This is a genomic window from Mesorhizobium sp. M7A.F.Ca.CA.003.01.2.1 (assembly GCF_003998945.1).
Lineage (GTDB): Bacteria > Pseudomonadota > Alphaproteobacteria > Rhizobiales > Rhizobiaceae > Mesorhizobium > Mesorhizobium ciceri.
Genome location: NZ_RZRA01000090.1, coordinates 1 through 9,197 on the forward strand (window position 1 = coordinate 1; position 9,197 = coordinate 9,197).

At 64.5% G+C, this 9,197-nt stretch carries 7 protein-coding genes; 5 read left to right on the forward strand and 2 right to left on the reverse strand.

The window, feature by feature from the left end; all coding sequences use genetic code 11:
- The first annotated feature begins 86 nt into the window (after nt 1–86).
- The 5 genes from EN969_RS06265 to EN969_RS06290 all read left to right on the forward strand — a co-directional run bounded on the left by EN969_RS06265 (nt 87) and on the right by EN969_RS06290 (nt 6,371).
- On the forward strand, nt 87–1,190 hold the full coding sequence (locus tag EN969_RS06265; protein WP_024501970.1) for a carnitine 3-dehydrogenase: 1,104 nt from the start codon (nt 87–89) through the stop codon (nt 1,188–1,190).
- Nucleotides 1,191–1,194: 4 nt separating this feature from the next.
- Nucleotides 1,195–2,358 (forward strand): acyl-CoA dehydrogenase, encoded by a 1,164-nt coding sequence (locus EN969_RS06270; RefSeq protein ID WP_063169798.1) that lies wholly within the window; start codon nt 1,195–1,197, stop codon nt 2,356–2,358.
- 3 nt (nt 2,359–2,361) lie between these two features.
- Nucleotides 2,362–4,440 (forward strand): acetate--CoA ligase family protein, encoded by a 2,079-nt coding sequence (locus tag EN969_RS06275; protein ID WP_063169797.1) that lies wholly within the window; start codon nt 2,362–2,364, stop codon nt 4,438–4,440.
- Nucleotides 4,433–5,215, forward strand: coding sequence for a carnitinyl-CoA dehydratase (locus tag EN969_RS06280; protein WP_013528298.1), 783 nt, complete (start codon nt 4,433–4,435; stop codon nt 5,213–5,215). Before EN969_RS06275 ends, EN969_RS06280 begins: the two co-directional genes overlap by 8 nt.
- Before the next feature lie 217 nt (nt 5,216–5,432).
- Nucleotides 5,433–6,371, forward strand: coding sequence for an alpha/beta hydrolase (locus tag EN969_RS06290; protein WP_063169796.1), 939 nt, complete (start codon nt 5,433–5,435; stop codon nt 6,369–6,371).
- A 35-nt stretch (nt 6,372–6,406) separates the two neighbouring features.
- Here the strand turns inward: EN969_RS06290 and EN969_RS06295 are convergent, their stop codons facing one another.
- Nucleotides 6,407–8,065 (reverse strand): FAD-binding dehydrogenase, encoded by a 1,659-nt coding sequence (locus tag EN969_RS06295; RefSeq protein ID WP_063169795.1) that lies wholly within the window; start codon nt 8,063–8,065, stop codon nt 6,407–6,409.
- A 41-nt stretch (nt 8,066–8,106) separates the two neighbouring features.
- On the reverse strand, nt 8,107–9,093 hold the full coding sequence (locus EN969_RS06300) for a Gfo/Idh/MocA family oxidoreductase (protein ID WP_063169794.1): 987 nt from the start codon (nt 9,091–9,093) through the stop codon (nt 8,107–8,109).
- Between the last annotated feature and the right edge of the window lie 104 nt (nt 9,094–9,197).

The following is a 9,197-nucleotide window of genomic DNA, read 5'->3' on the forward strand; positions in this document are numbered from 1 at the left end:
GCCTACGATCCCTCGGTGATCCGAGCCGGCGAGCGCGTGCCCCTCATCGATCCCGCAACCGCCGCGACAAGAACCGGAGCTTCAGCATGAGCATCATCAACAAGGCAGCCGCCATCGGTGGCGGTGTGATCGGCGCCGGCTGGGTGGCGCGCCTGCTGCTCAACGGCATCGACGTGTCGATCTTCGATCCCGATCCCGAGGCGTCGCGCAAGGTCGGCGAAGTGATGAAGGGCGCGCGCCGCGCCTACAAGCAGATGGTGCCCGGCGGCCTGCCGAAAGAGGGCAAGCTGACCTTCGCCAAGACCATCGCCGAAGCGGTCGCCGATGCCGATTTCATCCAGGAGAGCGTGCCGGAGCGGCTCGACCTGAAACACCGCGTGCTGGCCGAGATCGACGCTCACGCGCCGGCCAACGCGATTGTCGGCTCCTCGACTTCCGGTATCAAGCCGACCGACATGCAGGTGGCGATGAAGAAGCATCCGGAGCGGCTGGTCGTCGGCCATCCGTTCAACCCGGTCTATCTCCTGCCGCTGGTGGAGATCGTCGGTGGCGAGCAGACCTTCCCCGAGGCGATCGAGGTCGCCAAGGAGATGTATGCCTCGATCGGCATGAAGCCTGTCGTCATCCGCAAGGAGATCGAGGCCTTCGTCGGTGACCGCCTGCTCGAAGCGGCATGGCGCGAGGCGCTGTGGCTGATCAAGGACGGCATCTGCACGGTCGAGGAACTCGACGACATCATGCGCTACGGCTTCGGCCTGCGCTGGGCGCAGATGGGCATGTTCCAGGTCTATCGCGTCGCCGGCGGCGAGGCCGGCATGCGCCACTTCATGGCGCAGTTCGGGCCGTGCCTGAAATGGCCATGGACCAAGCTGATGGACGTGCCTGAGTTCAACGACGAACTGGTCGACCTGATCGCCACGCAGTCGGACGAACAGGCGCATGGGCTGTCGATCCGCGAGCTGGAAAAGATCCGCGACGACAATCTGGTCGCCATCATGGATGCGCTGTCGAAACAAAACAAAGGCAAGGGCTGGGGCGCCGGCGCGCTGCATAAGGACTATACCAGGCAGCTGGCCAAGCTGGCGGCGAAGAAGCCCATGGCCTCCAAGGCGGCCGAGAAGGCCAAAGCCTTGAAACCGGTCAAGAAAGCCGAAAAGCCGAAGAAAAAGACCGGCAAGAAGAAAGGCTGAGAGCATGGATTTCGGGCTGTCGGAGGAACAGAAGCTCATCGTCGAGACGACGCGCGCGTTCGTCGAGAACGAGCTTTACCCGCATGAGCGCGAGGTCGAGCGCACCGGCGTGCTGCGCCGCGACCTGATCGAGGAGATCAAGGTAAAGGCGATCGAGGCCGGGCTCTATGCCGCCAACATGCCGGCCGATGTCGGCGGAGCGGGCCTCGATACGGTGACCTGGCTGCTCTACGAGAAGGAACTCGGCCGCGCCAATTACGCGCTGCACTGGACCTGCGTGTCGCGCCCCTCCAACATCCTCCTGGCCGGCACGCCCGAGCAGCGCGAGAAATATCTGTTCCCCTGCATCCGTGGTGAGAAATGGGACTGCCTGGCCATGACCGAGCCGGGCGCCGGCTCCGATTTGCGTGGCATGAAGGCAACCGCCGTGCAGGACGGTGACGACTGGGTGCTGAACGGCACCAAGCATTTTATCTCCCACGCCGACCTCGCCGACTTTGCCATCGTTTTCATGGCCTCAGGCGAAGAGGATTCGCCGCGCGGCAAACGCAAGAAGATCACCGCCTTCTTCGTCGATAAGGGCACCAAAGGCTTCACCGTCCGTGACGGCTACCGCAACGTCTCGCATCGCGGCTACACCAACGCCATCCTCGAATTCGACGATTGCCGGCTTCCCGCCGCCCAGGTGTTGGGCGAAGTCCATAAGGGGTTCGACGTCGCCAATTCCTGGCTCGGCGCCACCCGGCTGCAGGTCGGCGCCACCTGCCTCGGCCGCGCCGAGCGTGCGCTTGGCCATGCCGTCGAATACGCCGCGCAACGCCAGCAGTTCGGCCAGCAGATCGGCAAGTTCCAGGGCGTATCGTTCAAGCTTGCCGACATGGCGACCGAACTCAAGGCCGCCGACCTGATGGTGTTCGAAGCCGGCTGGAAGTACGATCAGGGCACCGTCACCGACCAGGACATGGCCATGGCCAAGCTGAAGGCCACCGAAATGCTCGCATACGTTGCCGATGAAGCGATCCAGATCCATGGCGGCATGGGGCTGATGGACGATCTGCCGCTGGAGCGCATCTGGCGCGACGCGCGCGTCGAGCGCATCTGGGAAGGCACATCCGAGATCCAGCGCCACATCATTTCAAGGGCGCTGCTGCGCCCGTTCGGGGCATAACATATGCATAAACTGGAGCGTCTCCTGCGGCCTAAATCGATCGCCGTCTTCGGCGGTGCGCAGGCTGCAGCCGTCGTCGCGCAATCGATCAAGATGGGTTTTGCCGGCGAGATCTGGCCGGTGCATCCGACCAAGGACGAGGTTGCCGGTCGCAAGGCCTATCGTTCGGTGGCTGACCTGCCCGGCGCGCCGGATGCTGCCTTTGTCGGCGTCAACCGGCATTTGACCATCGAGGTGATCAAGGCGCTGGCCGAACGCGGCGCCGGCGGCGCCGTCTGCTTTGCCGCCGGCTTCCTCGAAACCGAGGCCTATGACGATGATGGCGAGCGGCTGCAGGCCGAGCTGGTCGCGGCGGCGGGCCAGATGCCGATCATCGGGCCGAATTGCTACGGCCTGATCAATTATGCCGACGGCGCGCTGCTGTGGCCCGACCAGCATGGCGGCATAAGACTGGCCGAGGGCGGCAAGGGCGTCGCCATCATCACCCAGTCCTCCAACATCGCCATCAACATGACCATGCAGAAGCGCGGCCTGCCGATCGCCTTCCTGATGACCGCCGGCAACCAGGCGCAGACCGGCCTGTCCGAAATGGCGCTCGGCCTGATCGAGGATGAGCGGGTCACGTCGCTCGGCCTGCACATCGAGGCCTTCGATTCGGTAGCCGGCTTCGAACGGCTGGCGGCACGAGCCCGCGAGCTGAAGAAGCCGATCATCGCCATGAAGGTCGGCCGTTCCGAACAGGCCAGGCAAGCGACTGTCTCGCATACCGCGTCGCTCGCCGGCTCGGACGCGGCCTCGGGTGCGTTCCTGCGGCGGCTCGGCATTGCGCGCGTCGATTCGATCCCTGCCTTCATCGAGGCGCTGAAGCTGCTGCACATCACCGGACCTTTGCCCGGCTATAGGCTGTCGTCGATGAGCTGCTCCGGCGGCGAGGCCTCCGTCATGGCCGACAGCGCCGAAGGCCGCTGGGTCAATTTCCCTGTGCTGACCGACAGCCACCGCGCCCATGTCAAATCGACGCTCGGGCCGCTGGTCGCGGTCGCCAATCCCTTGGACTATCACACCTTCATCTGGAACAACGAGCCGGCGATGACCGCCACCTTCACCGCCATGGTGTCGGGCGGTTTCGACCTCAACATGCTGGTGCTCGATTTTCCGCGACCCGACCGCTGCTCGGTCACCGACTGGTGGGCGACGTTGCGCGCTTTCGAATCGGCGCTCAAGACCAACAAGGCGCATGGTGCGATCGTCTCCTCGCTGCCGGAGAACCTGCCGGAGGAATACACCGCCGAACTGATGGCGCGCGGCATGGTGCCGTTGTTCGGCATTTCGGAAGCGATGGATGCAGCCGGCGCAGCAGCCTTCATCGGCTGGGCTTGGGCTGAACCGCAGGCGCAGCCGATCGACACGTCGGCCTCCGGCGCCTCTGGCGGGGACCACGTCACGCCCGACGAAGCCGAGGCGAAGTCACGGCTGATCAAAGCCGGCCTGCCGGTGCCGAAGGGCGAGCGCGCCGCCAATGCCGTCGAAGCGGTGATTTCGTCCATGGCGCTCGGCTTTCCCGTCGCGTTGAAGGCGCTCGGCGTCACCCACAAATCCGAAGTTGGCGCTGTCAGGCTCAATCTCAGGGATGCCGAATCCGTCAGCACCGCAGCGCATAACCTGTTGCCGCTCGGCACCGGGCTCTATGTCGAGCGCATGGTGCGCGACGGTGTTGCCGAACTCATCGTCGGCTTCACCCGCGATCCGATGTTCGGCGCGGTGATGACGCTCGGCACTGGTGGCGTGCTGGTCGAGCTGTTGCGCGACAGCGTCACGCTGATGCTGCCGGCGACCCGCGACGATATCGAGGCGGCGCTGCGCGGCCTGAAACTGTTCCCGTTGCTCGAAGGCTATCGCGGCCGGCCGAAGGCCGATGTCGCGGCTGCCATCGATGCTATCTCTGGCATTGCCGCCTTCGTGCAGCAGAATGCCGGTGAGATCGAAGAACTCGACATCAACCCGCTGATCGTCTGTGCAGAGGGCAAGGGCGCCTGGATCGCCGACGCGCTGCTGGTGCTGGGAGAGAACAAGAATGTCTGACGTCATTTCGACCCGCCGCGAGGGCACCATCCTCGAAGTCACCCTCGACCGGCCCAAGGCCAACGCCATCGACCTGAAGACCTCGCGGCTGATGGGCGAGACCTTCAAGGCGTTCCGAGACGATCCGGAATTGCGCGTCGCCATCGTCAAGACCGCTGGCGACAAGTTCTTCTGCGCGGGCTGGGACCTCAAAGCAGCTGCCGGCGGCGATGCGGTCGACGGCGACTATGGCGTCGGCGGCTTTGCCGGCCTGCAGGAGCTGCGCGACCTCAACAAGCCGATCATCGCGTGCGTCAACGGCATGGCGGTCGGCGGCGGCTTCGAGCTGGCGCTGTCCTGCGACCTCATCTACGCCTCCGATCATTCCTCCTTCGCGCTGCCCGAGATCCGAGCCGGCACGCTGGCCGACGCGGCGACGATCAAGCTGCCGAAGCGCATCCCCTACCATGTCGCCATGGACCTTCTGCTCACCGGCCGCTGGATGGATGTCGCTGAAGCGCATCGCTGGGGCTTGGTCAACGAAGTGCTGCCCAAGGAAAAGCTGGAAGATCGCGTCTGGGAGATCGCCCGGCTGCTCGCAGGCGGCCCACCGCTGGTGTTTGCCGCGATCAAGGAGACGGCGCGCGTGGCCGAGGCGCTGACCTTCCAGGACGCCATGAACAAGGTGACCCGCCGGCAATTGCCGACGGTCGATGCGCTCTATGGCTCCGAGGACAATATGGAGGGTTTTCGCGCTTTTGCGGAGAAGCGGGAGCCGGTGTGGAAGGGGAAGTGAGGATTGTTGCCGAAATGACGGCGCTTATCCCCCTCTGTCCTGCCGGACATCTCCCCCTCAAGGGGGGAGATTGGCAGCTTCGATCTCTGCACTCTTCTTGCGACGCCGAAGGTTGGCGAAAGCCTTCGCAACATCCGATCTCCCCCCTTGAGGGGGAGATGTCCGGCAGGACAGAGGGGGGCGCCCAGGCTCAGCCTTGGCCGCCTCTCCAGCACCCATGACCGACTACATCAAGCTCATCGACGCCGAGACCTGGGCCTTCATCGAGCGCACCAATTCCTATTACCCGCCCGATACGATCGACTACACGATCGTGCAGCAGCGCGAGATTTACGACCGCATGTGCCGGGAATTCTTTGCCGGCTACCCCGAGGGCGTCGCTGTCGAAACCTCCGCCATTGCAACGCCGACGCACGATATCCCGATCCGTATCTACCGAAGCCCACTTCAGGCAGGCGTGACGGTGCTCTATGTCCATGGCGGTGGCTTCATCCTTGGTGGGCTGGACAGCCATGACGATGTTTGCGCGGAGCTGTGCTCGCGCACAGGCTATGAGGTGGTCTCCGTAGATTACCGGCTGGCGCCGGAACATTTGCATCCAGCCGCCTTTGACGATGCCATGAGCGCCTTCGAATGGGCCGCCGCCAATCGCGATCATCCTATCGTGCTCTGCGGCGACAGCGCCGGCGGCAATCTCTGCGCCGCCGTCAGTCACGCCACGCGCGGCCATTCGAAAAGGCCGGTCGGCCAGGTGCTGATCTATCCCGGCCTCGGCGGAAACCGCTCGAAAGGCTCCTATGTCAAGCACGCCGAAGCGCCGATGCTGACCGTGCGCGATCTCGAATTCTACAAGCACATTCGCACTGGAGGGCAAGACCGTAGCGGCGATGCGACGCTGGCCCCGCTTGCCGACACCGATTTCTCCAACTTGCCGGAGACAGTGCTGATCACCGCCGAATGCGACCCGCTGTCATCGGATGGCGAGACCTATCGCGACCTGATCATCACGGCAGGTGGCCACGCGACGTGGTTCGAGGAGCCGGGATTGGTGCACGGCTATCTCAGAGCCCGGCACACGGTTGGCCGCGCCCGCACCAGCTTCACCCGGATCGTCGGTGCGGTGACCGCGCTTGGACAGGGCGACTGGCGCTGGTGATCGCGGCCAAACTCTGAGGACCAAGTGACGCCCCTTCACGCCACCGAGGCAGCCGCTGCCCGGCCGGCGCTGCGGCCGGAAAAGATGCAGCCGCCGAGGAAGGTGCCTTCGAGCGCCGCATAGCCATGCACGCCGCCGCCGCCGAAACCGGCGGCTTCGCCGACGGCATAGAGCCCGGCTACCGGCTGGCCATCTGCCCCCAGCACGCGGCTGTCGAGATCGGTCTGCAGGCCGCCCAGCGTCTTGCGGGTCAGGATGTTAAGCCGCACCGCGATCAGCGGGCCATTTGCCGGATCGAGCATCTTGTGCGGCTTGGCCGTGCGGATCAGCCGGTCGCCGAGATAGGCGCGCGCGCCGCGCAGAGCGGTGATCTGCATATCCTTGGAGAACAGGTTGTCGAGCTGCCTATCGCGGGCGTGGATCTCGCGCTCGACTTGAGCCACCTCAAGCAGCGCCTCGCCGCCGGCCAGCGCGTTCATGCGCGCGACCAGCGCCGGCAAATCGGCCTCGACGATGAAGTCCTCGCCCTTTTCCATGAACGCCTTGACGGGGCCCGGAATGCCCGATGTGGCGCGGCCGAGCACCTGGCGCCAGCTCTTGCCGGTCAGATCGGGGTTCTGCTCGGAGCCCGACAGCGCGAACTCCTTCTGGATGATCTTCTTGGTCAGGATGAACCAGGAGTAGTCGAAGCCGGTGCTCATGATGTGGGAGAGCGTGCCCAGAGTGTCGAAGCCGGGATAGAGCGGCACCGGCAGGCGCTTGCCGCGCGCATCGAGCCACAGCGATGATGGGCCGGGCAGGATGCGTATCGCATGGTCGGTCCAGATCGGCGCCCAGTTCTTGATGCCCTCGACATAGTGCCACATGCGGTCGCGGTTGATGATCGAGCCGCCGGCCCGTTCCGTGATCGCCAGCATGCGGCCGTCGACGTGGTCGGGCACGCCGGTGATCATGCGCTTGGGCGCCGCGCCCAGCCGCTGCGGCCAGTTTTCCCGTACAAGCTGATGGTTGGCGCCGATGCCGCCGGAAGCGACGATCACGGCTTGCGCGCGAAGCTCGAAATCTCCTGATATTTCGCGCGAACTCTTGTGGCCGCGCTCGGCGGTGCTCGGTTGCAGGATGTCGCCGCGCACCCCGTCGACAGTCGCACCCGTGCGGGTCAATTCATCGACCCGATGGCGGAATTTGAAACTGATCAGTCCGCGCTTCTGCGCCTCGCGCACGCGCTGTACGAAAGGTTCGAGAACGCCGGGGCCCGTGCCCCAGGTGATGTGGAAGCGCGGCACCGAATTGCCGTGGCCGATGGCATTGCCGCCGCCTCGCTCGGCCCAGCCGACCACGGGAAAGAATTTCAGGCCGCGCTGTATCAGCCAGGAGCGTTTTTCGCCGGCGGCAAAGCCGACATAGGCTTCCGCCCATTTGCGCGGCCAGAAATCCTCGGGCCGATCGAAAGCCGCGGTGCCCAGCCAGTCTTCCAGCGCCAGGTCATGCGAATCGCGGATGCGCATGCGCCGCTGCTCGGGCGAATCGACGAGGAAAAGGCCGCCGAACGACCAGAATGCCTGGCCGCCGAGCGACTGCTCCGGCTCCTGGTCGACGATGATGATTTTCTTGCCGGCCTCGGCAAGCTCGGCGGCGGCAACCAGCCCTGCAAGGCCGGCGCCGACAATGATCACGTCCGCATCGTCAGCCATTTTTCCTCCCAGAATTAGCCGGCTATTTCAATGCAAGGAATTCAGACGGTCTCCCAGCCTTCTTTGCCGCCGGCGCGGAAGATGGCGTCGATGACTTTCTGGTTGAGCACCGATTCCTCCAGCGTGAAGACGCGCTCCTTGCCGCCCTGTGCTGCACGCGCGAAGGTCTCGACCTCCAGCCGGTACTGCTGCGTGCCGGGAAAGCGGAAAACCTGCGCCTCGGTGTGGTTCTGGTTGTGCAGTTCGACGCGGTGGTGGTCGTAGAGCCCGGCATTGAAAGGCGAGAACAACTCGATGAAACCCTTCTCGCCGTGGAACACCATCACCTGGCGCGCCGCCATCTGCGTCGACAGATAGAACGACAGCTCGAAGTCACCGAAATCGGCACGGATCGAGGAGTAGATGTCGGTGCCGAATGTCTTGTCGCGCTCGATCGTCGCCTGCACGCGCAGCGGCTCCTTGCCGGTGGAAAAGCGCGTCGACACGGTCGGGTAAACGCCGATGTCGGGCAGCGCGCCGCCGCCGAGGTCGAGCTGGTTGCGCATGTTGCTGGGGTCGACGTTGTAGTAGGAGAACGCGCCCTGCACATGGCGCAGCCGGCCGATGGCGCCGCTGGCGATGAGCTCGCGCACCTTGATCCATTGCGGGTGGTAGATGACCATGAAGGCTTCGCAGACCAGCACCTTTTTCTGGTCGCGCAGCTTGATCAGCGGCAGGATGTCCTTGGCGTCGAGCGCCAGCGGCTTTTCGACCAGCACATGCTTGCCGGCTTCGATGGCCTTGGCCGACCACTCGACATGCTGCGAGGTCGGCAGCGGGATGTAGACGCCGTCTACTTCTTTCGAGGCGAGCAGTTCCTCATAGGAGCCGAAGGCATGGCGTGCACCGAAGCGGTCGGCCAGCGCCTTGGCCTTCGACAGGTCGCGGCTGGCGATCGCCGACAGCACGCCATTCTCCGCCTCGACCATCGCCGGCAACAAATGCTCGCGGCCGATCTTGGCCGTCGACAACACACCCCATCGGAACATCAGGTTTCTCCATCACGATTACAGGCGACGAGGTTTGCCCGAAATCGCCGGAAAAGCCAATGACGAGGTCAGCCCCTTTTGCCGGTCAGCGTCATGTCGAAGTC